This window comes from Planococcus sp. RAB007_Raresut (assembly GCF_057369535.1).
Map to the genome: position 1 here is coordinate 319,705 of NZ_JBXYIF010000005.1, position 26,591 is coordinate 346,295.

Genomic DNA, 26,591 nt, shown 5'->3' on the forward strand with positions numbered 1-26,591 from the left:
GACACGTCTATTTAAACAGCATTTTCAGCAGGAATCCTTTGATGCCCAGCTTATAAGGTACAGGCAGGTCGAGAAATTCACCTGTTACTTTTCGCATCGCCTGAGAAGCGTATGTGTTCGGAAATGCCAGCAGAAACGGCACTTGCTTCTTAACAGCTGCCGGTATATTCGAGTCGCTCGGGATATAACCCAACGTGCCGATTTCTTTTTCAAGAAATTGCTGTGTCACCTGGCGGAAATTGTCCGCCGTCTGTTTACCTTCTTTTTCAGTCGTGCATTGGTTGACAATCAGTTTCATATGGACATTCGGATCTTTTACATGGACCATTTTTACAATGGAATAAGCATCCGTAATTGATGTCGGTTCAGGCGTCGTAACAAGAATCACGTCGTCTGCCGCCAGGATAAAGCGGAGGTTTTCATCCGATAATCCTGCGCCAGTATCGAGGATCACGTAATCGACATGTCCCTGGATTTCGCTGAGCTCGTCAAAGAATTTCTTCATCTTCGCTTCATCCAGTTTGAACATTTCGTTGAATCCGGTCCCTCCGGAAATGAACAGCAAGCCGTTCGGCCCTTCTTCGATGATGTCCCAAATCGATAAATCTTTTTCGACCATCGTCGCAATCGATTCTTCAGGTGACCGACCGAGTAATACGTCTACATTGGCAAAACCCAAGTCGACGTCGAATATAAGGACTTTCCGGTTCTGCTCGACCAGGCTCAAAGCGAAGTTCAAGGCGAAATTAGACTTGCCGACGCCGCCTTTTCCGCTGGTTACGGCAATTGTGCGCGTTTGTCTGCGGTCTTTTTTCGGTTTTTTCTGTATCATTTTTTCCCGCAATTGTTTTGCCTGATCAATCATTGTCATCTTCCCCTAGCACAAAGTTTGCGATCAACTCAGGAGTTGCCGTTAAAATATCATCTGGAACATTTTGGCCGTTGGCAATATAAGTGACGGGAATCGAATAATGATAGATCAGATTCAAGATGGCGCCGGATGAGCTGGTCTCGTCTTGTTTGGTCAATAGCAGCTGGTCCATTTTGATGGTTTGGAAATTGTCGATGATTTTTTTCATATCTTCGTATTTGGAAGTCAGGCTCAATACCAGATTGATCTGGATTTTATTCTTATCAGTCAAGAGCGCTTCAAGATCGTCGATGTATTGTTTCTGCTGGTAATTGCGACCGGCCGTGTCCATCAGGATGATGTCGCAAGCAGCCAGTTCCGCCATGGCGCGGTTCAAATCCTCCGCCGTATCGACCACTTGGATCGGAATATTCAATATGCCTGCGTATGTTTTCAATTGCTCTACGGCAGCGATGCGGTAGGTATCGGATGTAATCAAGCCGACTTTTTTTCCTTCGCGCAATAGCAGATCAGCAGCGATTTTCGCGATCGTCGTTGTTTTGCCGACGCCTGTCGGTCCGATAAAGCAGATGATCTCCGGGTCCTTCACGACCGGCTTTTGCTGATGTAAACCGATCAGGCGGACGATTTCCGTCTTGGCCATTCTGTGGATTTGCGCTGTGGAGATATCTGGCTGCTGCCCTATCGTCAGCATCATCTTCGCCAGTATTTCCGATTGGATTTCCTTCGTCACTTCCTGGTTGTTTAGACGCTGATTCAACGGTTTCAAGGAAGCCGGCAAATGATCTTCCTGCATGGATTGCATCATGAATTGCTTGATGCCTTTCAATTCATTGATCAAGTCTCCCGTTAAGTGATGGTTTGAAGTTTCCGGCGCGGCCACTGGAGTAGCATGGACCGGCGCGGATGCCTTTTGAACTGCGGCAGCTTCCTGCGGTTCATTGCTCGCTGCTTTCTTCTTCTTCGGCTGTGCTTCTACAGCGGCTGTCACTTCGAGTCTTTCTTTCTGGAAAAACCCGATAAAGCCGCCTGTCTTCACTTTTTTCGTATTCAGGATTAATGCGTCAGCTCCGAGATCCCGTTTGATCATCGGCAAAGCTTCACTGACATTCTGGACGATATATGTTTTTAATCTCATCAGACATTTACTCCTCCACTGATATTGACGACGCCGACGCTTTGAATCTCAATGTTCGGTTCGAGTTCGTTATAGGACAGCACCGGAAGATCCGGTGCAAAACCTTCGATAAACTGGCGCATATAGATGCGGATGGCCGGTGATGTCAGCAGAATCGGCTGCACACCGGTCTGCTGCAATTGCGCAGCCTGTTCGGATATTTTCTGGAAAATCAGCTGGGACGTTTCCGGATCGATCGACAAGTAATTGCCCTGATCGGAACGGTGCACCGACTCGGCAAATTTCTTCTCGACGCTTGCTCCTGCTGTGATGACTTTCAAGGCTTCATTCTGCGGCGCATATTGCAATGTGATTTGGCGGGACAGTGAACGTCTCACGTATTCAGTCAAAACGTCTGTATCTTTTGTTTGCGATGAATAATCGGCAAGCGTTTCGAGAATGATCAGCAAGTTGCGGATGGAAACCTTCTCTTTCAGAAGCTTCATCAGCACTTTCTGCACTTCCCCGATCGTCATCATGTTTGGAATCAATTCTTCTACAACAGCCGGACTTGCTTCACGCATATTTTCAATCAGCGACTTCACTTCCTGGCGCCCGATCAATTCATGCGCGTGGCGCTTGATGACTTCTGTCAGATGCGTCGACACAACAGATGGCGGGTCGACGATGGCGTATCCGGCCATTTCAGCGTCTTCTTTCATGCTGTCATTAACCCATAGTGCAGGCATGCCAAATGCTGGTTCAATCGTTTCAATGCCTTCAATGCTGTCGTCATCAATTCCTGGGCTCATGGCCAGGTAATGATCGAGCATAATTTCACCCGCTGCAACGCGGTTTCCTTTGATCTTGATGATGTATTCGTTTGGACGGAGCTGAATATTATCGCGTATGCGGATAACCGGCACCACAATCCCAAGCTCCATTGCCAATTGGCGGCGGATCATGATGACCCGGTCGAGCAAATCACCGCCCTGGTTTTTATCCGCTATCGGAATCAATCCATAACCGAACTCAAACTCAATGGCGTCGACATGAAGAAGGTCGATGACGCTTTCCGGACTCTTCATGGCTTCAATTTCTTTGCCGTCTCCGGAAACGGCTTCTTTTTCGGATTTCTCTTCTTCGTTCAACGCTTTCTGCATTCTATATGCAGCAAATGCGATCACCGCTGCCACCGGCAGAATCAAGAATGGATTGATCGGTGTCAGGAATGCGATCATCATCAATGTGCCTGCTACGACATACATCATTTTCGGGTAAGCAAAGAGCTGCTTGATGATATCCGATCCAAGGTTGCCGTCTGAAACAGCACGTGTCACAACAATACCCATGGCAGTTGAGATCAACAGCGCCGGTATCTGGCTCACCAGACCATCACCGATGGACAGGAGCGTGAACAAGCTGGCTGCTTCACCGACCGGCAGTCCGTGGACCATAACCCCGATCAGCAATCCGCCGATGATATTGATGATGGTAATGATAATTCCGGCAATGGCGTCCCCTTTTACGAATTTACTGGCACCATCCATGGCCCCGTAGAAATCCGCTTCCTGACTGACTTTTTCCCGGCGGTTTTTTGCTTCCAGATCGGAAATCATGCCCGCGCCAAGATCGGCGTCGATACTCATCTGTTTACCAGGCATCGAGTCGAGCGTAAAACGCGCGGCAACTTCCGCGACCCGCTCCGAACCTTTCGTAATAACAAGGAATTGAATAATGACAAGAATCAGGAACACCAGAATACCAATAATGGCACTCCCTCCGACTACGAATGAACCAAACGTCTCGATCACTTCACCACCGGTTTGATTGGTGAGAATCGAGCGTGTCGTCGATACGTTCAAGCCAAGACGGAACAGTGTCGTCAACAACAGCAATGTCGGGAAAATCGAGAATTGCAGCGCTTCTTTCGTATTCATTGCCACCAGCAGGATTGTCATGGCTAGGCTGATATTTATAAGAATCAATATATCGAGTAATAAGGGCGGCAACGGAATGACCATCATGACGACGATCATAAGTACGGATACTAAGACTGCATAATCTCTGAGTTTCAAGTTATTTCCCATCTCCTATTGCTTTCGTGAATGTTTTTATGTAATAAAACAATAAATATGCATTGATAAGTCGCTTCGGCGCTTTGGACTCAGCTCCCCGCGGAAAGCGTCCTTCTGGAGCGATTTCATCATTCTAATTTATATCTAACTGATCTTGCCTTTCAAACGGTAGATATATGCCAACACCTCGGCTACGGCCATGAAGAGATCTTCCGGCACGTAGTCGCCCACTTCTACTTGTGCGTACAATGCGCGGGCGAGCGGTTTATTTTCCATAATCACAATATCAAGTTCTTTCGCTTTTTCTTTAATTTTCAGTGCCAGATGATCTTTCCCCATCGCAATGACTTGCGGGGCTTCCATCGTCTCGGCATCGTATTTAATCGCGATCGCGTAATGCGTCGGGTTTGTAATGAGAACATCCGCATTCGGTAAATCCTGGATCATCCGGTTCATACTCATCTGCCGTTGCTTTTCTTTGATCTTTTGCTTGATGAGCGGGTCGCCTTCCGATTTCTTATATTCGTCTTTAATGTCCTGTTTCGACATCTTTATTCCTTTTTCGAACTCGTATTTCTGATAGATATAATCCAGCACGGCCAGACACAAGAGGATGATTGAAGCGGTCAGGCCCATTTTAACCACCAGGCCGCCGACAAAACTCAAGGCATGCGGCACACTTTGCTGGGACAATAAAAACAATTCTTCTTTCGACGTCCACAGAACGAGGAAAGCCGCTGTTCCGATGATGGAGATTTTCAATAACGATTTTGCCAGCTCCACTAACGCGCGTACTGAGAAGATGCGCTTAGCGCCTTTGATCGGATCAATTCGTTCCAGTTTCGCCATCAATGGATCTGTAGAGAAAATCGGTCCAATTTGTATGTAGTTTCCGAAAAAGCCAAAAATCATGCCGATCAACGCCATCGGGACCATGATCTTTAATCCTTCAAATGACATCTGTTCGAGCAGGGTCCGCGTGGAAGCGGGTGTCAGATCCCAGCTGAAGAATTGTGTCAGGTTGATGCGGAACATTGCGAGAATCGCTTCGAGCATCCAGCCGCCAGTGAAGTAAAGCAACAGGATGCCGCCGAGCATAATCATCGCCGCGGCGACTTCCGGGCTTTTTGCGACCTGCCCTTTGCGTTTCGACTCCTGCCTCTTCTGCGGTGTCGCTTTTTCTGTTTTCTCACCTGCGAAAAACTGAAGATCGAGAACCAATCGTTTCTGCACTTACGTCCCTCCCATTATCTTGACCAATTGCGCCATGCTCATCATGATTTTTTCAAATAAAAATTGCAGCAGATAAAAGAAGATGGGCATTGTCAGCAATAACAGGACAAAGCCGGTGAAAATCTTAACTGGAAAACCGACTGCGAAAATATTTAATTGTGGTACCGTTTTCGCCAAAATCCCTAGAGCCACATCGACCAGGAACAGCGCACCGACAATCGGCAAAGCAATTTGCAAAGCAACGGTAAACATTTGTACGAATAATGCCGATATAAAAGATGAAAGGTCTCCTGCTTCAAAAGCGAAGGTCATCGTTTCTACCGGAAACAGCCTCAGACTGTGCATCACACCGTCCAGCAGCATGTGATGGCCGTTGACCGTCAGCATGAAAAGCAGCGCCATCATGTATTTAAAGTGACCGATGATCGGCACCTGCGCGCCAGTTTGCGGGTCAATAACATTGGCGATGGCAAAGCCCATCTGAAAGTCGATGAACGCTCCGGCAACCTGCACCGCATACAACAGCAGCGCCGCTGTAAATCCAAGTGCCAGGCCAACACCGATTTCCTTTATGACCATGAACGTATAATAAGCGTCCAACACAATCGGCTCTTCGGCCGGCAGAGTGGAAACAGCTATCAGCGCAATGAACACTCCGAGGCCAATCTTGAATTGGTTCGGCATGCCCTTCATCGAGAAAATCGGTGCAATGAGAAAGAAACTCGTAAACCGAATAAGTACTAATAAAAAATATGGCAAAACTTCTAAAATAGAATTCATTGCAAGCTCCCTATCCGATTATTCGCGGAAGGCTTTGGAACAGATTGCGTGTGTAATCCAACAGCGTCGTCAGCATCCACGGTCCGAAAACGACCAGCGAAATGAATACAGCGAGTATTTTCGGTATGAACGCCAAAGTCTGTTCCTGAATCTGCGTCATCGCCTGAAACACACTGACGAGCAGGCCGACACCCAGTGCGATCAGCAGCATCGGCGCCGCAATGATGATGATTGTATAAATCGATTGTTCTGCCAGTTTAATTACCATATCTGGAGTCATTGAGTTCTTCCTTCCTTAACGATGCAAATTGAATTAATGATCTTTAGTAGCCGATATTCCGCAAAACAGCTCGCTTGCCTGGTGGCTTGCGCTGAGCTAACTCGGGCTCGTTGCACTTCGCCCGAGTGGATCTCAGCACTTCGCTTGGTCACCATGGCGTCTTCGCTGTTTTGCTACATATCATTTAGAAGAGTGAGCGGAAGGCGGCGACTCCTACGGGATTCAGAGCTAGTCCTGAGACCCCGCAGGGAGCAAAGCGACTGAGGAGGCTCAGGCAGCTCCCCGAGGAAAGCGTCCGCCTGGAGCGATCTCTTCCGATATGAAGCCTATCTAAAAACTAAGCAGCAGCGATTCGATGATCAGGTACCAGCCGTCGACCAGTACGAATAACAAGATTTTGAACGGCAATGAAATCATCACCGGCGGCAGCATCATCATCCCCATCGCCATCAAGGTGCTGGCAACGACCATGTCGATGATCAGGAAAGGGATGAAAATGACGAAGCCTATCTGGAACGCTGTCTTGAGCTCGCTGATGGCAAATGCCGGAATCAGCGATGTCAGCGGAATTTCCGCAATGCTGTCGGGCTTTTCCATTTCAGCGTATTTATAAAATAATGCTAAGTCTTTTTCGCGTGTGTGTTTCGCCATGAACTCTTTCATCGGCAATGCCGCGGAGTCCATCGCTTCTTCCTGTCCGATTTCACCGTCCAAGTATGGCTGAAGCGCGGTTTCATTTATCTCCGAGAAGATCGGAGCCATGATGAAGAAGGTAAGGAATAATGCAAGTCCCACCAACACCTGGTTCGGCGGCATCGATTGCGTGCCGAGACCGGTCCGGACAAAGGACAGCACGATGATGATGCGAGTAAAACTGGTCATCAGGATTAAAATCCCGGGAGCCACCGACAAGATCGTCAGCAGGAATAATAATTGCAGTGTAGTTGAAACGTCTTCGGGATTATCGTTGCCAAAATCGATTCCGGGAATGTTGACGAGCATGAGAAGAGAGTCCATCATAACGAACGCCCTTCTTTATCTTCGGATTGTTGTCCACTTAGATCCGATTCCAATTTGTCCTGCTTTTTACGCTGTTTATCGAGGCTCTGCTTGAACAATTGCTCAAACCCTTTCGTTTGGGCAGGGTTCTTCTCCAATTGGCCGCCGACCTTTTCTTTTATGAAACTGGTCACCGTCTTCGGCAGTAATGGCGAAGCTTGGGTTTCCACGTCTTTTTCGATTCCATTGATTTCATCGTCTTCGGCGAATTCTTTGATCAACGTCACTTGATCGCCGACACCGATCAGATAAATCTGTCCTCCCACTTTTACAAGCTGAAGGGATTTATTATTTCCTAAGGCTGTTCCGCCCATCAGCTTTACAGCTTGGTTGGGCTGGAGATTTTTCTGCTTCATCGACAGGAATTTGATCAGGCCGTATATCATGAAAACAATTAATAAGGTATAAAAGATCAATTGGCCGATTACGACGATAAAGCTTTTTTCTTCCGGAGCCGCCGCTTCTGCAGGTGGTTCCTGCTGTTCGACTGCCGGCTGGTCCGTGTTATAGCTGTCGCTGACTTTCGGGTCGGCGGCTTGTGCAAAGGATGGTGCCCATACTGCCGACAGCGTCAGCAGCAGGATCATCATAATACTGTATAAAGACATTTTTTGGATCAAGCTTGTAGACTCCTTACATAAAGGTATTAGCGAAGCTTCGAGATTCGTTCTTCTGTTGACAGGATATCGGTAACGCGGACCCCGAAGTTTTCATCGATGACTACAACTTCACCCACGGCAATCAGTTTATCGTTTACTAGAATATCGACTGGTTCTCCCGCCAATTTATCGAGTTCAATAATCGACCCTTGGGAAACGCCCAGTATTTCTTTGACCGTCCGTTTCGTGCGTCCAAGTTCCACTGTCACCTGAAGCGGAATATCCATCAGCATATTCAAGTTATTCGGTTCAGTATTCGCTGCGGGCGAATCATCGAAACTTGAAAATTGCACCGGTTGGATATTTTGGGATGTAACGGCTTGTTCTTTTTTATTCTGTGAATTGCTTTCATTGTTTGAGTCAAATTGCATATCCTGTGTCTCCTCCAGCTCTTCCTCTTCACCTGAATCGGTCAAGATTCCGGCCATTTGTTTTGCCAGACGCACCGGAATGCACATATGGAATTCCGCATGCTGCCCGTTTTGTGCTTTCAATTGGAACACGGCTTCAGCAAACCATTCTTCCGCAGTGAAATTCGCTGCCGGAAAATCTTCCCGATCCTCGACCATGTCCATGCCTGACAAGGAATGGCTGATTTCCGATTCTAATAAAGCTGAGAATGTCTGCGAAACCGATGCGTACATCTGCTGCATGATTTCCTGCAGGATCTCGAATTGGCGTTCAGTATCTTCGCTCTCGCTTTCCGGATCTGCCATCGCAGTCAGTGCCTGCACTTGTTCTTTATTCACGGAAACAAATTGAATGCCTGAAACGTCGCCCGTATATTCACCGAGCAGGACGAAGAAAGGGGCCTGCGTTTTAGCCATGATTTCCGCTTTCGGCTTTACCGACAAATTCGGTGAACTTACCGTCACCTGGTTCGACAGCAATAAAGATAATACAGCTGAAGAGCTGCCCAGTGCCACGCTGAACAATTCCGTCAGCGATTCGTTTTCGATTTTGGAAAGTGACGTATTCGCCATTTTCTTCTCCTCCTTCTCTCCCCGGTTCAACAAGCCGTTTATTTCGTCCGAAGACAAACTACCAGTTACCATCGCTGTCATCCCCCTGCGTTTGAACATCTGTAATTTGTACCGCCAAACGGCCTTTGGAAACCCCGGCTTGAGCAAAAAACTTCTGCTTTTCATCAACGAGCACCGTCACCGGATCCGAAAAGGATTCCTGCAGACGGATTACATCGCCGTTTTTCAGATTCAGAAAATCTTCGATATTAATTGTGGAATTGCCCAAAACCGCTTTAACACTCATTTTGGTGTTTTGCAGCTTTTTCTCTAAAGCTGCCACTTCGTGATTTTCTTTGGTTTTCTTCTGATTCGCCAGCCAATGCCGCGCTGACAGTTTCGGCAGCACCTTTTCCAATACCAGGTGCGGCAAGCATAGATTGATGACACCTTCAATTTCACCGATTTTCGTGTGAAGCGACACCATGATGACTGTTTCATTTGGCGGCGACATCGTCAGAAATTGCGGATTCACTTCAATTTCTTTTAAAGACGGGGACAACCGGATGACCGAGGTCCAGGCTTCCTGGAAACAATCCAGCGCTTTCACGAAAACCCGTTCAATGATCGAGGTTTCAATTTCCGTCAAATCACTTGTTTTATTCAATGCATTCCCTTGCCCGCCAAGCAGCCGGTCGAACATCACGTACGCCACATCCGGAGAAAATTCCATCACCATGCTGCCAGGCAGCGGGCTTGCTTCGAATACACCAAGCAGCGAATTTTTCTCGATATTCTGGATGAACTCTTCGTACGAATATTGTTCCACTCCCGTTACCGTAAGCTGGACATATGTACGCAGCTGTGTGGAAAAATAAGAAGTCAGCAAGCGCGCGAAGTTTTCATGGATCCGCGTTAATGTCCGGATCTGGTCCTGTGAAAACCGCAATGCTTTTTTGAAATCATAATTGTTCACTGTACGTTCTTTGCCGATCTTATAAGGTGCTGGCTTCTCTTTTTTAATGGAAGAAAGAATGGCATCTATATTTTCGTCTGATAAATGATCTACCATGGATGTTTCCTCCTTATTCCATCAGGTCAGGCTTTTGGACTGTCGGCAAAATGCTGATCTGCTGGTAATAGGCTGTCACTTTATCCGTGACTTCTCCTACCGACTCCAGAACGTGGATCTTTTTGCCCGACACCAGTGTCACCACTGTATCCGGTGTAGCTTCGACTCTTTCGATATAAACCGCGTTTATGGTAAACGGCGTCTGATTTAATTTCGTCAATAGGATCATATAAAAGCGCCTATCGAGGGAAGCTCAGCTTCCCTCAGGCCGCCCTCCTTTATTATCGTTTCAGGTTAACAACTTCTTGAAGGATTTCATCAGAAGTTGTGATGGTGCGTGAGTTTGCCTGGAATCCACGTTGCGCAATGATCATTTCAGTAAACTCTTCCGTTAGGTCAACGTTGGACATTTCCAGCATGCCGGATGCGACGGACGTGTTAGCGCCAGCCACTGTTTGAGGGTTGATGCCGTTTGCACTGGCCATTCCAGTCATTTCATACAGGGAACCGCCAAATTTGTTGAGGCCCGTCGGGTTTTCAGGATTTGAAATAGCAAGATTGAAAAGTACTGTCTCATCACCATTAGGTTCTTTCCCAATAACTTCGCCTGTCCGGTTTACGCTGAATGAATTATATGTTCCCTGATCAATCGTAATTGGAGCAGCTGCTCCTCCTGCAGCAGGAAAGCCAAGTACGTTGTATCCTTGCGAAGTAACAAGACGTCCATCTTCAGTTACCGTAAAATTACCGGCACGCGTCAAGTATTGCCCATCTTGTCCTGCAGCTTCCGGATCCTGCACTATGAAGAAACCATCACCCATCATTGCCAAGTCCGTTCCGACACCTGTCGTCATTGAAGATCCAGCATTATGGTTTACATTGATCGCTCCTGTTGAAGATCCAAGACCTACTTGCATCGGGTTTGCTCCTCCACCGGACATATTCTGGCTCAATAAATCCTGGAAGTTGATTGTGCTTTTTTTGTAGCCGATTGTATTGACGTTGGAAATATTATTACCGATGACATCCAGTTTCGTTTGGAAACCTTTCATACCTGACACACCTGCATACATTGAACGTAACATTTAGTTTTCCCCTTTCAAGTATTGTCCGTATCCCAATCGGAATCAGACAATCTCGTTGTCGTTTTTAATTTCTGTATTCATTTCAATCCGGTTGATTGCTGTAAGTGGAATTTTCTTTCCGTCCTCCAGAAGTTCGATGGTCATTTCGCCGTTTTTGCTCGATAACGCTTTTACGACTTCCTGGCCCGTTTCCATCTGGCCGTTTACTTCATATGACCAGTCGACTGAAGTGCCGATCAGATTTGCGTGATCGGCTAAAGATCCTTTGTTGCCAGTACTGCCGACAAAATTAGTCATTGTCTTGTTCAGATTCGTCAATTGCTCCAAGCTGCTGAACTGTGCCATTTGTCCGATGAATTCCGTATCCTTTAACGGCTCCATCGGATCCTGATGCTTCATCTGCGTGACGAGAATCTTCAGGAAAGCATCCTGGCCCAGCGTATTTTGAGGATCGGACGATTTAGCTGCTGTCCCCGTCATCACATTAGCAGTCGATGTATTTGTAACGTTCATCAGAACACCTCTTTTCTTGTTAAACTGTGTAATCCACTTTCATCATTCCAGAATCGAGGTGGCTTCTCTGCACTGCAGTTTTCTCTTCTATCTGCTGATAGCCTTTGCTTTCGCGGCCGGCGTTATTCTGTCGCTGCTGCTGTTGTGTGAACCGCTGCTCGGACTGTGCGTTTTGCTGGCCGAGCGATTGCTGTGAGTTATTTTGCACAACTTCAATCTTCTCAACGGTCAAACCTTGCTGGATCAACGTGCTCCGAAGCTGATTCAGCTGTAGATCCAAGGCATCTTTCGCTGCCATGCTGCTCGTGAAAATCTGTGCGGCAATTCTGCCGTTCGTTTCAGTCAGGCGAATGTCCAGATGGCCTAGATGATCCGGTGAAATATTAACTTTGATCTGAGTGCTTTCACCGCTTGTGCTCATGCGCATCGAGTTCTTAAATACCTCACCCAGCTCTTCGGTCAGATGATTCATCCGCACCACTGGAGCCGGCATCTGGGGCGGTTCTGGTCTCGCCTGCACCGGCGAAGTTACTTGCCCAGGCGCGGCAGTTGGTTTTGCTGCATCTGCGGAAGACGCAGTTTGCGTCAGGCTCTGCTTGGTGTCATCCTGCTGTGAAGTTTCCTGTTGCTGTCCTCCGTCGCTTCGACCCGCAGTGACAACAGCGGCAGAAGCTTGCGCTTTGGCTGCCTGCGCTTCATCCGCGTCTACGCTCTTGGTTTCCCCAGCGACTTTCATTTGTTTATCTGATTCAACCGGAACAACTGCACCGAATTTTGCTGCCTGGTCAGGTTGAACGGCCGCTGCTGAAATTTTCTTTCCGCTGTCAGCGAGTGAACCTGTGATTTCCAGGATTTTATTGGCTATCTTTTCGATTTTTTCAGCATCCAAAGCGATTGTTTTTCCTTCGACCCCCATTAAACTCGTGCTGGCGTCGAACTTTTTAGTATCAGCCGCTCCAGTTGCCGGCAATATATCGCTTAGCTTTTTAACCAATTCGATTAATTTCGACTGAACTTCTTTCGGAATTACCTGCTTTTCAGCATCGGGATTAACCGGTGTGAACTTTCTCTTTCCAGTCGTATCGACAAGAATCGTTCCTTCTTTTCTGGCCGGCTGCAAATTGACCAACTGCATCAATTCATACATAAGTTTTTGCTGTTCTTCTGAAAGCTCTTCAACAGGCTGCTCCTGCAAGGCAGCAAGCATGTCTTCAATCTTTTTAAGCAATTGTTTTGGCAATGCCTGGTCGGAACTGTCGCTTTGTTTCGCGCCGCCTGCCAATGATTGCAACAGGCTGGAGAAAGCTTGCGATCCTTCAGCCGCCGGAGCATCAGCTTTGGCTGACGCTGATTCGCCAGATTGCTTAATAGTCATAGTAGATACTGAACTTGCGATATTTATCGGATTCACCCTCTTTCAGCTGTAATGGCTTTCGATGTTCGGTAAAAACGGGTGCTCGCCAGTTCATCAAAGAAATTTTGTTCCTGTACTTTCTTCTCTTCCTGAAACTTGTTGAGTTCCTGTTCTTTCAGATTGCCCCAGGTCTTTTCTTCCTGCGCTTTCTGCTGCAGCTGATTCTGGGTTCTGGTGACATTGCCCTGAAGGAATTCCAGTTCCCGGTTGGTTACCATGGATTGCTCCTGCAGCTGGTTTATGTACATTTCAAGCTTCTGCAGCTCGCCGATATTGATGCCGCCTTGCTGCTTTTCTATTTTGAGATGTTCCGCTTCCACCAGTTTGTCTGTAATCGCTCTGCTTTTCTGATAGCCCACTTGCTCTTTTTTTATCGCGTCAGCCATCTGTATCTGTGCAAAGCCTTTTTCGTTCTCTTTCAGTTCAAGGATTTTTTGAAATCGGAAATTGAATTGCGTCAATTCTTAGTCCCCCCAAATTGCTCTGTCAATTTTTCGATGCTTGCATCAAGCGTAGTGTTTTCATATATATCCTGTTGCAGATAGTCTTTGATCATTGGATAAGAGCGTATGGCCTGGTCTATCTCTTTATTGGCGCCCGCCTTATAGGCCCCTATGTTAATCAGGTCCTCTGCCGAATCATATGCCGACAGCATTTTCTTGAATTCGACAGCCGCTTTCTGGTGTTCTTTGCTGACAACTTCGTGCATGACACGGCTGACACTGGCCATTACATTGATGGCGGGAAACTGCCCTTTTTGCGCGATTTTACGGTCCAGCACAATGTGACCGTCCAATATTCCGCGCACTGCATCCGCAATTGGTTCGTTCATGTCGTCGCCGTCGACCAATACCGTATAAAATGCGGTGATCGATCCTTTCGCCGAAGTTCCCGAGCGCTCCAATAATTTTGGCAATAAAGCAAAGACACTCGGCGTATACCCTTTACTGGTCGGCGGTTCGCCGACCGCAAGCCCGACTTCACGCTGCGCCATCGCAAAGCGTGTGACCGAGTCCATCATCAGCATGACGTTTTTCCCTTGATCCCGGAAATATTCCGCGATGGTGGTTGCCGTCATAGCGCCTTTGATGCGCTGCAGCGGGGTCTGGTCTGAAGTCGCCGCCACGATGACCGATTTCTTCAATCCTTCCGGACCAAGATCGCGTTCAATAAAGTCGCGCACTTCTCGGCCACGTTCACCAATCAGCGCAATGACATTGACATCCGCTTCCGTATTTCGGGCAATCATCCCGAGCAGCGTACTTTTGCCGACGCCGCTTCCGGCGAATACGCCGATGCGCTGGCCTTGTCCGACAGTGAGGAGTCCATCAATTGCGCGGACACCGACTTCCAACGGCTTTTCGATTCTCGGACGCTGCAACGGATTCGGCGGCGTGTTATTCGTCGAGTATTTCTTGAGCCCTTTCGGCAACCGCGTTTCATCCAAAGGATTTCCTGTACCATCTAGAACTTTTCCGAGAATCGATGGTCCGATTTTAATCTGCAGCGGCACACCTGTTGCCACTACCAGACAACCTGGCCCGATCTGGGAAATATCATTCAACGGCATCAGCATCAATTTATTTTCACGGAATCCAACCACTTCGGCTTCAATCGGCTTTTCGTAATGATTCGGATACAGCAAACAGATTTCACCGATTTTAGCGTTCGGCCCTTTAGATTCGATGGTCAATCCGATCACCTGCACAACTTTTCCGTGCTTTTTAATCGGTTCCACTTCATCAATCAGCGCCAGGTATTCATCTTTCCGCTGGTTCATCATTTGTTTTCTCCTCACAATAAGCGAGTAAATGCTTTTTAATTTCTTCCAATTGGCTGTCGATGGTCACGTCATAGGAGCCGCTTGGCGTATGCAGCATGCAGCCGCCGGCTTCGACATTTGCTACTGGAATCATTTTTAATTCACAATCTGCTCTTACATAGGTTTTAAGTTCTTCCAGGAAGGGTAATAGAACCGGGTAATCGTCCAAAGACACTTGCATAATGATATCTTCGGCTTCTTCGATATGCTTTAAAGCTTGCTTAACGATATTCAAAAGCTGCTCTTCATGCTGCTTTAACTCTTCTTTAATCACACGTTCAGCAATGCGGACACTTAATGACAGAAGAAACGTCTCCGCTTCCTGCACGATTTTCGACTTTTCGCTATAGGCTTCCCGGATCAGATGCTCCATTTCGAGCCGCTTTTCCCTGAAGTCTTCTTCGGCTTGGAGATAACCCTGCTGTTTGCCTGCATCGAATCCTTGCGCCGTTGCCATATCCGCAAGGCGTTCCGCTTCAGCTTGAGCTTCTGTCCGCGCCTGCTCCCACCAAAATTCAATGTCGGTCTGTGCTTGCTGCTGTTTCTCCTGCAGCTCATTTTCCAACTCATTTTTCTGGGCCAATAAAGCGGCGATTTCCTGCTTTACAGACAATATTTGCTGTTCAGGATCTTTTTCATCTTCGGGTTCCTGGATATTCCGGAACTCTATCTTTTTTGTCTTGAGTATTTTTGTTTCGACCGGTTTTCCATGATGATAGCGGATGACATTAGACAATCAGCTCATCTCCATCTCCGCGGGACACCATGATTTCGCCTTTTTCTTCCAGGCTGCGAACCAATGCGACAATATTCGTTTGCGCATTTTCCACATCTTTCAGTTTCACAGGACCCATAACGTCGATTTCATCGCGAATAACTTCCGCTCTTCGTGCAGACATATTCGAGAATATGCCTTCTTTGACATCTTCGCTTGCCACTTTCAATGCAAATGTCAAATCTGCATCCGATACTTCGCGGATGACACGCTGAATCGAACGTGTTTCGAGTGTAACGATGTCTTCGAAAACAAACATCCGTTTTTTGATTTCAGCGACAAGATCCGGGCTGTCGATTTCCAACTCGGAAAGAATCGCTTTTTCAGTTCCTCTGTCCACGTTATTCAATACCTGGACAATCGCTTCAACGCCGCCCGTAGCCGTATAATCCTGCGCTCCGGAAGCTGACAGCTTGCGTTCGATGATTTGTTCCACCTGATGGATGACTTCCGGTGAAGTACTTTCCATCAAAGCGATCCGCTTCGCCACTTCTGCCTGCTTAGCTGGCGGAAGCTGGGCAATGACCTGCGATGACTGCCTTGAATCCAAATAAGACAGCACTAGGGCAATGGTCTGGGAATGTTCGTGCTGAAGAATATTGAAAAGCTGATTCGGATCCGCTCTTCTCGCAAAATTGAACGGTTTCACGTGAAGCCTGCTCGTAAGCCGCCCGATGGTATCCATCGCCCGGTCTTTCCCCAAAGCCTTCTCCAAAATATCCCTCGCGTATTCCAGTCCGCCTTCGTCCATAAAGTCCTGACCCAGGATCATTTCATAAAATTCGTCTATCACTTTTTCTGTCTGGCTGCTTTTCAACTGCCGCACATTGGAAATTTCCATCGTCAATTGGTCGATTTCCGGTTCCGTCAGCTGCTTGAATATCTCTACAGCAACATCCGGACCCAATCCCACCAGTAACACGGCTACTTTTTGTACGCCGGTCAATTCTTTAGCACCTTTAACCACAAGTCACACTCCTACTCTTCCGACATCCAAGTACGCAATAATTTCGTGAAATCTTCCGGACGGCCTTTAGCCAATTTCTCAATCGTCTTCCGTTTAGGATTCGATCTCGAGTCAAATTCCGAAAGGTCGATTTCTTTCTCTTCTTCCTCTAAGGATCCGATCGGCGTTACAGGCTGTTCGAACATATCAAAGCCGTAATCCTCTTCGATCACTTCACGTTTTCTTCTCATCAATACGAAAATCAGGCTTCCGATGATCAAAATCAATGCGACAACTGCTCCGGCAATCAATAAAAGACTGTTCGGAATCGTGCCGAACCAATTATCAATCGGATCTTCAGCTTCTACGACCGTTTTCCCTTGGAATTCTGTCGCAAAGACTGAAATCCGGTCATCCAATTCAAGCTCGTTGACTTCGGCGCCATTCATGCTGAGCGCGGCACTGACTGTGTTGCCCAGCAGATTCCGGATATCGCCGACCGTTTCAAGCGTCAGGCTGTCAGGATTTCCCGGCACCGGCGGTTCAACACCCACATTGATCGTAATATCATCAATCACATAAGGGCTTAACTCGATTTGGCGGTGAATTCGGTTGACTTCGCGGTTGATGCGCTCTTCCGTTCGTTCCGATTCACTGTTCCCGCCTGCACCTGCAGCCGGATAATTGGCGATTTCACTATCTCCAGTACCCGCAGCGTCTTCTACTGTCGCGCCTTCACTGGAATAGGTCTCAACAATTCGTTCCACACTGATATCAATGCCTTCGCCCGTTTCTTCATTAACCGGCTCAACCAATTGTTCTTCACGTTTTTCTTTCGTAAAATCCACACTCGCCATCACCGACACGACGACTTTATCGCGCCCAAGCAATAAACCGAGCATTTGCTGTAATTCTTTTTGAATATCTTTTTCGATGTCCTGTTTGATATCGCGCTGTTGCTGATACACTGACAAAGTCGTATCAGCAGCCTTTTCGTCTTCCATTGTGAACGTCTGTCCGTTCTGATCCATGATGACTATCTGATCTGACGGCAGACTCGGAACACTCTTGCTGATCAAATGATACAAGCCATTTACTTGTTTTTGATCCAATTGGAATGACGGCTCGCCTTTGATGACCACAGAAGCTGTCGCCACTTGCTCATCATCCGTCAGCCAAACGTTTTCCTTCGGCAGCGTAATCATGACATTGGCATCTGTCACGCCGTCAATCTGGCGGATCAGCATGGCCAATTCGTTTTGCATCGCGTCACGTTCAACAACATCAAAGTGGCGGTCAGTCATGCCCAGCCCCATATTGTCACTGAAAATGCTGTAATTCACATTGCCGTTCTTTGGAATTCCTTCAGCAGCCAAACTGACTTTCAAGTTCGCCACTTCTTCGGGAGGCACACTGATCGTCTTGCCGTCTGATGAAACTTCCGTCAAAATTCCCTGTGCTTCAATCGCCGCTTGGATTTCACCGGTTTCAGCCGGCGACAAATTCGAATACAACGGCGTCATATCCGATTTGGAACCAAGAAATATGAAAACAAGCAATAGCAGGAAAGTAATAAAAAACGATCCGATTATCGTCCATCTTATCTTCGGAGAAATATTTCCCCAGGTCTCACTGACTTTTGTTCTATAAGCACTAAACTTCTCTTTCATCGATCACTCATCCTATTTGCCAGAATCATACTTGCATTCTCATTACTTCTTGGTAAGCTTCCACTACTTTATTGCGCACTTGCATCGTCAGCTCGAGTGAAAGACTCGCTTTCTCCGAAGCGATCATCACTTCGTGGATATTCTCAACCTGCCCTGTCGCCAGGTCACTCGTCAGCTTATCGGAAGCTTTTTGTGTCTGATTGACATTCTGTATCGCTTGTTTGAAAATCTCACCAAAACCTTCTACTTTGTTCTCAGGTTTTGCGATTGGATTAGTCAAACCTTGTATGAATGGTGTCTGTATCTGATTGATTGGATTCATTATATTTCCCCCAGGTTTGTTTCTTCTTATAGTAGGTAAACGATATTCCGCAAAACAGCTCCGCTTTCCTGGTGGCTTGCGCTGAGCTAACTCGGACTCGTTTCACTTCGTCCGAGTGGATCTCAGCACTTCGCTTAGTCACCTGGGAGTCTTCGCTGTTTTGCTTCATATCTCAATGTTTTGTTCCTACTCATTTGTCATGAAAATTCAAATTTTTATAAGTAAGTAAAAATTCTGATGAATGAGCGGAAGGAGGCGACTCCTGCGGGAAACAGAGTGAGTCCTGAGACCCCACAAGAGCAAAGCGATGAGGAGGCTCAGGCCACTCCCCGCGGAAAGCGTCCTCCTGAAGCGAATTCATCCACCTACTTACCTTTCAAAATTACTTCCCGATTTCCAAGGCTTTCATGAACATGCTTTTTGATGCATTCAGCGCAGTTACGTTCGCTTCATATGAACGGGTTGCCGACATCAAATCGACCATTTCTTTGATCGGATCGACATTCGGCAGCTGCACATAACCGTTTTCATCAGCATCCGGATGGTTTGGGTCGTAATTCAATGTGAAAGGCGCATCATCTTCTTTAATTCGTGAAACCGATACGCCCGATACAGCATTGTTTCCGTTGCCCATCATCGACTGCAATTTCTGCTCAAACGGTGAAACGCCGCTTTGCGTCAATTCCACTGTTTTCCGGCGGTACGGTGTCCATTCGCCGTTGACCATCTGCGACCGCGTCGTTTCCGCGTTTGCAATATTTGCCGATACCACATCCATGCGGAGACGGTTCGCTGTCAGGCCGGATGCACTGATATTAAAACTGTTGAATAAGCTCATCTGAATTATCTCCCTCCGCTGATGACAGTGCTCAAGCTGCGGAATTTCCCGCTGATTCTGTCGGTTACTGCATTATATAGAAGCTGGTTTTTCGCCAACTCCGCCATTTCGACGTCCATGTCGACATTATTGCCGTTAATTTTATACTCGGAATTTTCATTGACTGTGACCCTCGGATCAAATTGTGAGGATTCATTGCTGAATGCGATATGTTTCGCATCAGTCTTGTAACTCGACATCGCCTGCTTGCTGGAAGCATTTTTCAACGCTGTTTCAAAATCGACTTGTTTTGCTTTGTAACCCGGTGTATCCACATTCGCGATATTCGCCGTATGTGTCTGCTGTTTCAGAGCTGAAGTTGATAAAGCCCTTTCCAGCGACTGGATTGTGGGTGAAATGAGATTCAATTTCCTTCCTCCTACTATAAATATGTATTCATTGATGCAAATAAAAATCCACCCTCAATAAAGGTGGACAAGCTTTTCAGCTTCCATCTTCCGGTGACCCGGCTGCCCTATAAATGAATACTTAGGCCCGTGGCTTTGCGTCCTTTTCTTTCGAAAAGTTTGCCTTTTTCAGGATTGGTTTTATTACTTTCTTCTTTTAAACTCATACTTTTATCTTATTTTCAAAATTTAGTTCCAAGATATAGTATCACATAAATAAAAAATTGTATATTTTTGATTAAAAAATTTTTTATGGTTTTATTTTCCAATAAGCTTGTCAATATTGTCAATAAAATGTTATGCTTACGCATATTAATCTTATTTTCTCGAGAGGAAGAGATCGAACAATGTTTCGTGGTTTATACACCGCCACATCAGGGATGATGGCGAATAACAGACAGCAGCAAGTGCTGACAAACAACCTGGCAAATGCCATGACCCCCGGTTTCAAAAAAGACCAATCCGTCATGCGCGCATTTCCAGCCCAATTGATCAAAGCGATGGAATCTGGTGGAACGACGGTTGGAGGAACAAAACTTCCAGCATCACAAACACACATCGGTTCACTTCATACAGGAGTTTATACACAGGAAGGAATTCCTTCTTTTGCACAAGGCGCTTTAAAAAATACAGGAAATTCTACGGACTTGGCTTTGCTCAGTTCGTCGCTGCCAATCAATCCGGAGACCGGACAGCAAGGGGCTGTAAGCTTCGCCGTGTCGCTGCCGAACAACGAAATCCGCTATACCCAAAACGGACAATTCACGGTCAACGAGGCCGGCTTCCTGACAACGGCTGAAGGATTCAATGTTTTGAATCGAGACTTACAGCCTATCCAGGTCGGTTCCAATGAATTTACAATAGGTGAAGATGGGCAAGTCACATTGGCCGACGGAAATGTAAATAATTCCCTATTTTTATCTTACACTGAAAACCCGCAACAATTTATCAAAGAAGGCCAGAACCTTCTGCGTTGGGCCGGCGATCCCGCTATGGCTCCCGTATCGATTGACCTTGCCGGTCTCGGCAATACCGGCCCGCTTGTTCAGCAAGGATATATCGAACAATCGAATGTCGATTTGACACAGACCATGACCGATATGATGAAAACTTACCGTGGATTCGAATCAAACCAGAAAATAATCCAGGCCTACGACCGCAGTATGGAAAAAGCGGTCAATGAAATCGGCCGCGTATAATAGGAGGAACAGCTAAATGAATATCCAGATGAATTCCGCGGCTTCCTCTATGCGCGAATTGCAGAAGAAAATCGACACGATCGCCAATAATATTTCGAACGTCAATACCACCGGCTATAAAAGGCAGGAAGCGAATTTTGCAGACGCCCTTGTGCAATCGTTCGAAAAACAAGCCGGTCCGCTTGAAGCTGGACGCCAAACACCAAACGGCATCCGCATCGGCGCTGGCGCAACCGTTTCACAGATTGCCCTTCGCACAAACCAGGGTTCAGCTGTCCAAACCGGCCGCGAACTCGATTTCATGATTACTGGCGAAAACGGATACTTCCGCGTCGAGTCTGAAGGAAATACGTACTACACCAAAAACGGTTCGTTCCAATTAACACCGGATGCAGCCGGCAACCAGCTGAACCTGGTTACTTCGGGCGGCGACGCTGTCCTCGGCGCGAACAACCAGCCAATCACGATCGACAACGATTACGATAAAATCACTGTGAATGAAAACGGCACACTCGAAGTAACATACAAAACTGCCGGCAAACTAGCAGACACATACCAATTGAGCATCGCTGAAATCAACCGTCCGGACCTTCTCCAGAAAACCGGCGGCAATCTTTATGAATTGCCGGGTACTGAAGCGGAACAAGTAGCGGGTGGCACTTTGCAGGTATTGAATCTTGCTGACGGAAACAACGGCTCAATCCGCGTCGGCCAAGGCGCACTCGAAATGTCTAACGTCGACTTGACCACTGAAATGACCGAATTGATCGCTACTCAGCGTTTGCTGCAATCGCAAAGCAAGGCAATTTCATTTGCTGATGATATGCGCGGTTTGGTTAATACGATTAGAGGATAATAGGAAAAACGGAGTACCCGATGTATCGGGTACTCCGCTTTTTTCGATTTATGCCCAAGTCGGTGTCTTTTATGCCCAAGTTGGACCCGTTTATGCCCGACTTTGGTTGTTTTATGCCCAACTTCTGTGAAACGCTAAATAGCACGAGTCTCTGCTCGAAGAATCCGTCTATTCAGATGGAATAATTAAGCAAAATAATTTTCATTCTCATCAGCTTTTGATTTTACTCCCAACTCGGCACCGTTTACTCCCAACTTTCATCGATTTACTCCCAACTTCTTCTGTTTTACTCCCAACTACCTGGAATTCATGACAAATAACGTCCCCTATCCTATGAAATCAGCTCACGGCAAATCACTATTATTAATATGGGTTATTTTAACAGCTCCCTTTTCCCACCGTCCCGTCCTTCACCCACTCCCACTCCCCCCAAAACCCCATATATTGAAAAAATCTCCGCATCCGCGAAGATTTCCTTAAAGAAGGAGTTTTTCGCTATGCGAAAAACATCCACTATGTTCTTGAATTCGAGGTTTCCCGCTTTTCGGCCGGGCTTAGGCGAAAAGCATCCGTCCAAGCTTTTGAATTCCGGCAATTGCTGAAGGCTGCGAACTATAAAAAACAAAAAAGAGTATCACCATAACGGCAACGCTCCTTCTCTCATTTATTATCTTAAAAAGTCCATCAGACTCGGCTGAATGATTTTTGCTGATGCAGCGAGACTTGCCTGGTACAGGCTTTCTTCGCTTTTCAGCTTCGTAATCGCTTCGGCGATGTCGATGTCTTCAATCTTCGACAGCATTTGCTTCAACTCAAGTGTGCTTCCGGAGATCCGGTTTTCGACAGCTTCGACGCGATTTTTGCGAGCTCCGACTTCAGCGGCTTTTTGCAGCATTTGGTCGACTCCGCTATCGATATTATCCAGTGAAACTTTTTCGCCGGCACGCAGGTTTTGCGCTGCTTCCGACAGTTTCGCAAAGAGACCATCTTCTCCTTGACCGAATAGTTCGCCCGCCTTCACGCCCACTTCCAGCGTCAAGCCATCCGCAATGGTGAAAGTTTTCAATTTCACATCAGCGAAATTAGCTGTTTCATGCGAGTTTTTGTCAGCATAAGGCGCGTTTTTCGTATCCGTCCCGTTGAACAGGTAATTGCCGTTCACTTGTGTGTTGGCGAACTGGCGAAGCTGCTCCGTCAACTCTTCGACTTCCGTCGCGATGACGTTGCGGTCTTCATCGTTCAATGTATCGTTATTGCCTTGAACAGACAATTCGCGCACACGTTGCATGACATTCACCATGCTGTTGATCGTCTGATCCGTTTCATCCAGCATCAAATTGGCTTCACTTGTATTACGCTCGTACTGCCCGTTTGCCGAAATGGCTGACTTCAATTGCATCGCTTGGCTCACGCCGTGCGGATCATCTGAAGGTTTGTGGAGTTGCTTGCCTGTCGAAGCGTCGTTATACACTTTATTCAGGCGGCTCATGTTCTGGCTGACATGGTTCATTGAATTCTGATGTAGCATCTGATGTGAAATTCTCATTATACTTACCTCCGGTTACCGATTATTAACGTGCAGCCATCCGGTTAATAATCGTATCAAGCATCTGATCCGTCGTTGATATCAGCCGAGCTGCGGCACTATATGAATGTTGGAATTTAACAAGATTGGCCATTTCTTCGTCCAAAGAAACACCGGTTACAGATTGGCGGCGATTTTCTGTCGCCTGCAATGTCGCTTCGAAGTTCGCAACTGAGCGTGTTGCCGATTGGCTTTCAGCGCCCAATGTACTGACCAGCTTCTGGTAGTCAGACTTCACGCCTTTAATGTCTGTTTCCATCGCTGCTGTCGGTGCACCGAGTGTTGCTCCGAAGTTGACTGCCATTGCGGCAATGCTTGTAGTATTGCCGAACAGCGGCGTGCCGCCTTCAGTTTTATTATTCGCAGCTGCAAATGTTGTTGCGACTGAAATTAATGCACTGTGATTTGATTCAACTTTATTTTCCGCTGCAATCAAACCGGCAATCTTCCCGCCTGTTACTTCAGTAGTATCGTCAATCTCGCTTACTGTTGTGCCAGCAACGAGGGCAAGCGGTGTATCGTCTTTTTGAACCAGGCTGATGTTATAAGCCCCGTTCGACTGCGCATCGACTTTGATCGGAGCAAGCGCCGCTAACTTTTCGACAAGTACATCGCGCTGGTCTTTCAAATCATTTGCTTGGTTGCCTCCGCGGACAATCGATTCGTTCAATGAAGCGATTTGCTTCAGATAATCGTTCGCTTCGGAAATGGCTGCTGTCTTTTGCTCACTTAAGTCGATTTTCATGTTAGCCATCGAGCTGTCCATTGATTGAGCCGCTTCAACAAACGCTTGCGCGCGTTCTTTGACAACCGCCTGGGCGGACACACTGTCCGGGTTGTTCGAAAGATCCTGCCATGCGTTCCACAACTGGTCCATCGCTGCGTTCAAACCGGAATCGCTCGGTTCATTGATGATCGATTCCAAGCGGTCGAATGCTGCCTGTTTGGTCTGTGCATCCGCAAGTGTCGCTGATTGGTCACGGTATTGATTGTCCAGGAAACGGTCCCGCACACGCGTAATCGAGTCGATGGAAACGCCTGAACCGAGCTGGCCAGGGTTCGTGCTGTTCGTCCAGACATCCAGTGAAGGAGTCGTGCTCTGGTTCACCTGCTGGCGCGAATAGCCTTTCGTATTGGCGTTGGCAATATTATGGCCGGTCGTTGCAATGCTTGCCTGCCCGACGCTCAAGGCGCGTTTTCCAGTCTCTAATCCGTGAAATGTTGAAACCATGTGTTTCCCTTCCTTCTGCTCCGCTCAGGCTTTCGTATCGAAAAAGCCGCGGTTGCCTGTTTGTAATTTTTGGCCGGCTTGGCCCATCGGTGATTGGTAGTTGAATTGTTGCTGCTGTGATTTGGTGATCTGGTCGATCATATGTTGTACAAAGCTCATGGAATCTTTCAGCAGGCGGTCATTGATCTTATTTTTCGCCTGCAATTCCGCGGTGAGCTCCTGTAATGTTTTCAATTGGGATTCAATCTTTTGTCTTGCCTGTCCAACGGGAACTTGGTCCAGAAATGACTGGAAACCTGCTGCTGCAGAATCCTGCGCAACGCTTTCCATTACTGCCATCCGTCCTTGTTCCGCTTGTTCGAGCTGTTTGACCAGCTTCTTTTCTTCTTTCGTTACACCATTCAAACTGTCCACATTGCGCTCGATCAATGCCGCTTTCTTGCTGTCAGCACAATTGATGAGCTGCTGTTGGACGACTATTAATTGTTCCAGTGCCGTGACCATTGCATCCAATATCCGACACCCTCCTTTTAACTGACCGTTTTATTTTCCGTACCAGAAATCAAACATCTTTTCTGCCACTTTTTCACTGTTCACCTGGTATTCACCAGACTGGACCTGGGCTTTCAACGCCTGAATCTTTTCATGGCGGTCAAATTCCGCTTTGCTTTCGAACATCTGCTTAGCCTCATTTGAGATCTGCAGCTGGTCTTCCTTTTGCAATGGCTTCGCTTTATCCACCTTCGAAACCTGCATTTGTTTTTGGTAAGATTGAATAAAGGAAGAACCGTTTGTTTTATCGATATTCATTCCTTCACCGCCCCGTCTTTTATATTTTAATTTCTTAGTTTCCAATATCTTGCCGTTTGCGAATGCTCTTTCGGCTTGTTCGCTTCTTCCAGGAATTTCTCCGCCTTCAAGGTCTTGTTGACCTCGGCAGTAAAATCCTCGAAACAGCTGTTGCACAGCATCTGTCTCTTGATAAGAGTACCACAATGCGCACATCCGTAACCCAGATTCGGGTAATCCTCGACGTAGATCCGGCCGTCGCGGATGAAATTCGCAATCCGTTTTTCCGCTACGCCTGTAAACGCGCTGATTTCTTCAATGGAAGCAAACCGGTTTTCCTCCACTTTCAGGAAATCGGTGATGATCTTGAACTCCTGCTCCATTTCCTTGTAGCAATCCAAACAATAATCCGTATGATCCTTCAAATATAACTTACCGCAAATCGTGCAGTTAGCTAATCGATCTGACTGCATAATAATCACCCAGTTCCTTTATAAAATAAATATCGGCATATTTCGCGGTTTGTTTAGCTTTTTTTCAAATTGCTTTTCAATTACTGCACTTTAAATTCAGTAACCAGTACGCGGTCCACTTTTCCAGTCTGGATAATGTCCGCCAATTTCCCTTTCAATTGCTCTTCCAGTTCAGCAATGCCTTCCTGCCCGACCAATTCCTCTTTCGTAAATCCGGCCACTGTCGAAATGATGGCTGCCCGTACTTCCGGCGTCCGCTTTTCAGCCTCTTCCTTCGCCTTTTCGCTGTCCAATAAAATATTGAATTGGACGATGCCGAAATTCGGCGACGCCAAATTTGTTGTAATTATATCTGTATCAATGCTCATTGCTGCCAGTTCTTCCGCAGAAGGCTGCTTCTCTTTTTCCGAAGAGCCCTCGGCGTCTTTTCCTAAGAAAAAGAACGCACCGGCTCCTGCTGCACCCAATACAAGCAATGAAACTAGCAAGACTTTCATCATTTTCCCCATAACGCAC

The 26,591-nt window shown here is 47.0% G+C and carries 30 protein-coding genes and 1 riboswitch; of the genes, 2 read left to right on the forward strand and 28 right to left on the reverse strand.

The window, feature by feature from the left end:
* Positions 1-7: 7 nt before the first annotated feature.
* The 22 genes from AC2Q9J_RS12350 to flgB all read right to left on the reverse strand — a co-directional run bounded on the left by AC2Q9J_RS12350 (position 8) and on the right by flgB (position 19,903).
* The gene (locus AC2Q9J_RS12350; RefSeq protein WP_499040317.1) at positions 8-865 is read right to left on the reverse strand and encodes a MinD/ParA family protein; all 858 of its coding nucleotides are present in this window, start codon (positions 863-865) and stop codon (positions 8-10) included.
* Complete coding sequence (flhF, locus tag AC2Q9J_RS12355; protein ID WP_499040319.1) at positions 858-2,009, reverse strand: flagellar biosynthesis GTPase FlhF; 1,152 nt, start codon at positions 2,007-2,009, stop codon at positions 858-860. The genes AC2Q9J_RS12350 and flhF overlap by 8 nt, the downstream gene beginning before the upstream one ends.
* The gene (flhA, locus tag AC2Q9J_RS12360; RefSeq protein ID WP_499040321.1) at positions 2,009-4,066 is read right to left on the reverse strand and encodes a flagellar biosynthesis protein FlhA; all 2,058 of its coding nucleotides are present in this window, start codon (positions 4,064-4,066) and stop codon (positions 2,009-2,011) included. The genes flhF and flhA overlap by 1 nt, the downstream gene beginning before the upstream one ends.
* 144 nt (positions 4,067-4,210) lie before the next feature.
* Positions 4,211-5,299: a flagellar biosynthesis protein FlhB gene (gene flhB / locus AC2Q9J_RS12365; RefSeq protein WP_499040323.1), complete on the reverse strand. Its 1,089-nt coding sequence runs from the start codon at positions 5,297-5,299 to the stop codon at positions 4,211-4,213.
* A complete protein-coding gene (gene fliR, locus AC2Q9J_RS12370) occupies positions 5,300-6,079 on the reverse strand; it encodes a flagellar biosynthetic protein FliR (RefSeq protein WP_499040325.1) in 780 nt (259 codons plus the stop codon).
* A 10-nt stretch (positions 6,080-6,089) separates the two neighbouring features.
* Positions 6,090-6,359 (reverse strand): flagellar biosynthesis protein FliQ, encoded by a 270-nt coding sequence (fliQ, locus tag AC2Q9J_RS12375; RefSeq protein ID WP_033541469.1) that lies wholly within the window; start codon positions 6,357-6,359, stop codon positions 6,090-6,092.
* 330 nt (positions 6,360-6,689) lie between these two features.
* Positions 6,690-7,379, reverse strand: coding sequence for a flagellar type III secretion system pore protein FliP (gene fliP, locus AC2Q9J_RS12380; protein ID WP_112224317.1), 690 nt, complete (start codon positions 7,377-7,379; stop codon positions 6,690-6,692).
* Positions 7,376-8,038: a flagellar biosynthetic protein FliO gene (locus tag AC2Q9J_RS12385; RefSeq protein ID WP_499040327.1), complete on the reverse strand. Its 663-nt coding sequence runs from the start codon at positions 8,036-8,038 to the stop codon at positions 7,376-7,378. The genes fliP and AC2Q9J_RS12385 overlap by 4 nt, the downstream gene beginning before the upstream one ends.
* Positions 8,039-8,064: 26 nt before the next feature.
* Entirely contained in the window at positions 8,065-9,132 is a 1,068-nt protein-coding gene (gene fliY, locus AC2Q9J_RS12390) for a flagellar motor switch phosphatase FliY (protein ID WP_499040329.1), read from the reverse strand.
* On the reverse strand, positions 9,119-10,111 hold the full coding sequence (fliM, locus tag AC2Q9J_RS12395) for a flagellar motor switch protein FliM (RefSeq protein ID WP_499040331.1): 993 nt from the start codon (positions 10,109-10,111) through the stop codon (positions 9,119-9,121). Before fliM ends, fliY begins: the two co-directional genes overlap by 14 nt.
* Positions 10,112-10,124: 13 nt before the next feature.
* Positions 10,125-10,340, reverse strand: coding sequence for a flagellar FlbD family protein (locus AC2Q9J_RS12400; protein WP_101802435.1), 216 nt, complete (start codon positions 10,338-10,340; stop codon positions 10,125-10,127).
* 52 nt (positions 10,341-10,392) lie between these two features.
* On the reverse strand, positions 10,393-11,196 hold the full coding sequence (locus AC2Q9J_RS12405; protein WP_499040334.1) for a flagellar basal-body rod protein FlgG: 804 nt from the start codon (positions 11,194-11,196) through the stop codon (positions 10,393-10,395).
* A 42-nt stretch (positions 11,197-11,238) separates the two neighbouring features.
* On the reverse strand, positions 11,239-11,709 hold the full coding sequence (locus AC2Q9J_RS12410) for a flagellar hook capping FlgD N-terminal domain-containing protein (RefSeq protein ID WP_499040336.1): 471 nt from the start codon (positions 11,707-11,709) through the stop codon (positions 11,239-11,241).
* A 19-nt stretch (positions 11,710-11,728) separates the two neighbouring features.
* On the reverse strand, positions 11,729-13,084 hold the full coding sequence (locus tag AC2Q9J_RS12415) for a flagellar hook-length control protein FliK (protein ID WP_499040337.1): 1,356 nt from the start codon (positions 13,082-13,084) through the stop codon (positions 11,729-11,731).
* Between the two features lie 32 nt (positions 13,085-13,116).
* Positions 13,117-13,584, reverse strand: coding sequence for a flagellar export protein FliJ (gene fliJ / locus AC2Q9J_RS12420; RefSeq protein WP_499040339.1), 468 nt, complete (start codon positions 13,582-13,584; stop codon positions 13,117-13,119).
* Complete coding sequence (gene fliI, locus AC2Q9J_RS12425; RefSeq protein WP_281863859.1) at positions 13,581-14,903, reverse strand: flagellar protein export ATPase FliI; 1,323 nt, start codon at positions 14,901-14,903, stop codon at positions 13,581-13,583. The genes fliJ and fliI overlap by 4 nt, the downstream gene beginning before the upstream one ends.
* Positions 14,884-15,681 carry a FliH/SctL family protein gene (locus AC2Q9J_RS12430; RefSeq protein ID WP_499040341.1) on the reverse strand — a complete coding sequence of 266 codons (798 nt, stop codon included), beginning with the start codon at positions 15,679-15,681 and terminating at the stop codon, positions 14,884-14,886. Before AC2Q9J_RS12430 ends, fliI begins: the two co-directional genes overlap by 20 nt.
* The gene (fliG, locus tag AC2Q9J_RS12435) at positions 15,674-16,687 is read right to left on the reverse strand and encodes a flagellar motor switch protein FliG (protein WP_499040343.1); all 1,014 of its coding nucleotides are present in this window, start codon (positions 16,685-16,687) and stop codon (positions 15,674-15,676) included. Before fliG ends, AC2Q9J_RS12430 begins: the two co-directional genes overlap by 8 nt.
* Before the next feature lie 11 nt (positions 16,688-16,698).
* Positions 16,699-18,336 (reverse strand): flagellar basal-body MS-ring/collar protein FliF, encoded by a 1,638-nt coding sequence (gene fliF / locus AC2Q9J_RS12440; RefSeq protein WP_499040345.1) that lies wholly within the window; start codon positions 18,334-18,336, stop codon positions 16,699-16,701.
* Between the two features lie 25 nt (positions 18,337-18,361).
* On the reverse strand, positions 18,362-18,658 hold the full coding sequence (gene fliE / locus AC2Q9J_RS12445) for a flagellar hook-basal body complex protein FliE (protein WP_084243338.1): 297 nt from the start codon (positions 18,656-18,658) through the stop codon (positions 18,362-18,364).
* Positions 18,659-19,040: 382 nt separating this feature from the next.
* On the reverse strand, positions 19,041-19,496 hold the full coding sequence (gene flgC / locus AC2Q9J_RS12450; protein WP_499040347.1) for a flagellar basal body rod protein FlgC: 456 nt from the start codon (positions 19,494-19,496) through the stop codon (positions 19,041-19,043).
* Positions 19,497-19,501: 5 nt separating this feature from the next.
* The gene (flgB, locus tag AC2Q9J_RS12455; protein ID WP_499040349.1) at positions 19,502-19,903 is read right to left on the reverse strand and encodes a flagellar basal body rod protein FlgB; all 402 of its coding nucleotides are present in this window, start codon (positions 19,901-19,903) and stop codon (positions 19,502-19,504) included.
* An 89-nt stretch (positions 19,904-19,992) separates the two neighbouring features.
* A riboswitch (cyclic di-GMP riboswitch) is annotated at positions 19,993-20,077 on the reverse strand.
* Between the two features lie 212 nt (positions 20,078-20,289).
* On the opposite strand from flgB, the gene AC2Q9J_RS12460 reads away from it, so the two are divergent.
* Positions 20,290-21,141, forward strand: coding sequence for a flagellar hook-basal body protein (locus AC2Q9J_RS12460; protein ID WP_499040351.1), 852 nt, complete (start codon positions 20,290-20,292; stop codon positions 21,139-21,141).
* A 16-nt stretch (positions 21,142-21,157) separates the two neighbouring features.
* The gene (locus tag AC2Q9J_RS12465; RefSeq protein ID WP_499040353.1) at positions 21,158-21,997 is read left to right on the forward strand and encodes a flagellar hook-basal body protein; all 840 of its coding nucleotides are present in this window, start codon (positions 21,158-21,160) and stop codon (positions 21,995-21,997) included.
* 667 nt (positions 21,998-22,664) lie between these two features.
* On the opposite strand, the gene flgL is transcribed toward AC2Q9J_RS12465, so the two are convergent.
* From flgL to AC2Q9J_RS12495, 6 genes are all read right to left on the reverse strand, one after another.
* The gene (flgL, locus tag AC2Q9J_RS12470; protein WP_499040355.1) at positions 22,665-23,543 is read right to left on the reverse strand and encodes a flagellar hook-associated protein FlgL; all 879 of its coding nucleotides are present in this window, start codon (positions 23,541-23,543) and stop codon (positions 22,665-22,667) included.
* 25 nt (positions 23,544-23,568) lie between these two features.
* A complete protein-coding gene (gene flgK / locus AC2Q9J_RS12475; RefSeq protein ID WP_499040356.1) occupies positions 23,569-24,813 on the reverse strand; it encodes a flagellar hook-associated protein FlgK in 1,245 nt (414 codons plus the stop codon).
* A 24-nt stretch (positions 24,814-24,837) separates the two neighbouring features.
* On the reverse strand, positions 24,838-25,317 hold the full coding sequence (locus AC2Q9J_RS12480) for a flagellar protein FlgN (protein ID WP_499040474.1): 480 nt from the start codon (positions 25,315-25,317) through the stop codon (positions 24,838-24,840).
* A gap of 39 nt (positions 25,318-25,356) precedes the next feature.
* Complete coding sequence (gene flgM, locus AC2Q9J_RS12485; protein WP_084243346.1) at positions 25,357-25,623, reverse strand: flagellar biosynthesis anti-sigma factor FlgM; 267 nt, start codon at positions 25,621-25,623, stop codon at positions 25,357-25,359.
* 26 nt (positions 25,624-25,649) lie between these two features.
* Positions 25,650-26,075 carry a flagellar protein gene (locus tag AC2Q9J_RS12490; protein ID WP_499040358.1) on the reverse strand — a complete coding sequence of 142 codons (426 nt, stop codon included), beginning with the start codon at positions 26,073-26,075 and terminating at the stop codon, positions 25,650-25,652.
* A gap of 80 nt (positions 26,076-26,155) precedes the next feature.
* The gene (locus AC2Q9J_RS12495; protein ID WP_084243347.1) at positions 26,156-26,584 is read right to left on the reverse strand and encodes a flagellar basal body-associated FliL family protein; all 429 of its coding nucleotides are present in this window, start codon (positions 26,582-26,584) and stop codon (positions 26,156-26,158) included.
* Between the last annotated feature and the right edge of the window lie 7 nt (positions 26,585-26,591).

Coding starts and splice junctions, on each gene's coding strand:
- AC2Q9J_RS12350 (WP_499040317.1), bottom strand. CDS start 865: ATGATTGATCAGGCAAAACAATTGCGGGAAAAAATGATACAGAAAAAA.
- flhF (WP_499040319.1), bottom strand. CDS start 2,009: ATGAGATTAAAAACATATATCGTCCAGAATGTCAGTGAAGCTTTGCCG.
- fliR (WP_499040325.1), bottom strand. CDS start 6,079: ATGAATTCTATTTTAGAAGTTTTGCCATATTTTTTATTAGTACTTATT.
- fliQ (WP_033541469.1), bottom strand. CDS start 6,359: ATGACTCCAGATATGGTAATTAAACTGGCAGAACAATCGATTTATACA.
- fliP (WP_112224317.1), bottom strand. CDS start 7,379: ATGATGGACTCTCTTCTCATGCTCGTCAACATTCCCGGAATCGATTTT.
- fliY (WP_499040329.1), bottom strand. CDS start 9,132: ATGGTAACTGGTAGTTTGTCTTCGGACGAAATAAACGGCTTGTTGAAC.
- fliM (WP_499040331.1), bottom strand. CDS start 10,111: ATGGTAGATCATTTATCAGACGAAAATATAGATGCCATTCTTTCTTCC.
- AC2Q9J_RS12400 (WP_101802435.1), bottom strand. CDS start 10,340: ATGATCCTATTGACGAAATTAAATCAGACGCCGTTTACCATAAACGCG.
- AC2Q9J_RS12405 (WP_499040334.1), bottom strand. CDS start 11,196: ATGTTACGTTCAATGTATGCAGGTGTGTCAGGTATGAAAGGTTTCCAA.
- AC2Q9J_RS12410 (WP_499040336.1), bottom strand. CDS start 11,709: ATGAACGTTACAAATACATCGACTGCTAATGTGATGACGGGGACAGCA.
- AC2Q9J_RS12415 (WP_499040337.1), bottom strand. CDS start 13,084: ATGACTATTAAGCAATCTGGCGAATCAGCGTCAGCCAAAGCTGATGCT.
- fliI (WP_281863859.1), bottom strand. CDS start 14,903: ATGAACCAGCGGAAAGATGAATACCTGGCGCTGATTGATGAAGTGGAA.
- fliF (WP_499040345.1), bottom strand. CDS start 18,336: ATGAAAGAGAAGTTTAGTGCTTATAGAACAAAAGTCAGTGAGACCTGG.
- fliE (WP_084243338.1), bottom strand. CDS start 18,658: ATGAATCCAATCAATCAGATACAGACACCATTCATACAAGGTTTGACT.
- flgC (WP_499040347.1), bottom strand. CDS start 19,496: ATGAGCTTATTCAACAGTTTTAATATCAGTGCATCCGGCCTGACAGCG.
- AC2Q9J_RS12460 (WP_499040351.1), top strand. CDS start 20,290: ATGTTTCGTGGTTTATACACCGCCACATCAGGGATGATGGCGAATAAC.
- AC2Q9J_RS12465 (WP_499040353.1), top strand. CDS start 21,158: ATGAATATCCAGATGAATTCCGCGGCTTCCTCTATGCGCGAATTGCAG.
- flgL (WP_499040355.1), bottom strand. CDS start 23,543: ATGAGAATTTCACATCAGATGCTACATCAGAATTCAATGAACCATGTC.
- flgK (WP_499040356.1), bottom strand. CDS start 24,813: ATGGTTTCAACATTTCACGGATTAGAGACTGGAAAACGCGCCTTGAGC.
- AC2Q9J_RS12480 (WP_499040474.1), bottom strand. CDS start 25,317: ATGGTCACGGCACTGGAACAATTAATAGTCGTCCAACAGCAGCTCATC.
- flgM (WP_084243346.1), bottom strand. CDS start 25,623: ATGAATATCGATAAAACAAACGGTTCTTCCTTTATTCAATCTTACCAA.
- AC2Q9J_RS12490 (WP_499040358.1), bottom strand. CDS start 26,075: ATGCAGTCAGATCGATTAGCTAACTGCACGATTTGCGGTAAGTTATAT.
- AC2Q9J_RS12495 (WP_084243347.1), bottom strand. CDS start 26,584: ATGGGGAAAATGATGAAAGTCTTGCTAGTTTCATTGCTTGTATTGGGT.